Source organism: Neisseria sp. P0021.S006 (genome assembly GCF_051956895.1).
Map to the genome: position 1 here is coordinate 1 of NZ_JBQCWZ010000493.1, position 999 is coordinate 999.

General features: G+C 46.8%; 1 protein-coding gene and 1 pseudogene. Both read right to left on the minus strand.

Annotated features, from left to right (window positions below; genetic code table 11):
* The coding region (locus tag ACTHUM_RS15215; protein WP_440403315.1) for a cytochrome c1 at positions 1-734 on the minus strand (734 nt) is incomplete at its 3' end.
* 14 nt (positions 735-748) lie between these two features.
* Positions 749-999 (minus strand): annotated as a pseudogene (locus ACTHUM_RS15220) (cytochrome bc complex cytochrome b subunit); the annotation flags it as partial.

Consider the following 999-nt stretch of genomic DNA (forward strand, 5'->3'; position numbering starts at 1 on the left):
ACCGCAAACAGGAATGCCAGAACCATGTAGCCGATGCGGTGGCGTTGCAACTGAGCAGGCTCGCCCATGTACACCAAGTAGTTCACCAAGTCGCGCACATAAGTATCGTACTCTTTTTGGATCACTTTACCGTTAGGCAGGCGACGGCTGTGCAGACCGGTAGATTCCCAATACAGCTTAGGAGTCAGGTTGCCATGCTCGTCTTTAATCATAACGGGCTGACCTTTAGCATCCAACTCAACAGCTTGAATACCTTGTTGCTCCCACAATGGGTGAGGCATACTCGCTCCGGCCAAAACAGTATTGTTCCAACCGGTTGGACGAGTTGGGTCTTTATAGAAGCCGCGCATATAGGCGTACAGGTAGTCTGCACCTTTAGAACGTGCAATCAGGGTCAAATCCGGCGGAGGCGCACCCAACCATTTGGAGGCATCTTTCGGATCCATTGCCGCTACCATTACGTCACCAACGTTGTCTGTTGTGAACATCAGGTTTTTCTTGATTTCATCTTCAGTCAAACCAATATCTTTCAGACGGTTGAAGCGCATACCGCTTGCAGAGTGGCAAGACAAACAGTAGTTTGTAAAGATTTGCGCACCGTGCTGCAGACTGACTTGATCACGCAGGTCGATATCGACTTTTTCGTAGTTTGCATGGCCGCCGCTGGCGACGGCTGCACTCATAGGTACTGCCAGCAATAAGGCAGCAAACCAGTTTTTCAGAGTTTGTTTCATTTTCGCTGCCCTCATCAGATATTGGTTGCAAACAAGTAAGCACCAACAACGGTAATACCGACGTAAACAAAGAACATAATTTTTTGTTTAGTAGTGCTCATGGTTACGCGTTCAGGCGTAGCTTTTTCGCTATTAAACGCATTCAGGAATGGAATAGCTGCAAAGAAAACAGTGTAAGCCAGAACGAACGCCTTAACGATGTAATTTGGCAAGACTGCAACTAAATACAGGTTATAAATAATTAAAGCTGCATAAACAAACAGGC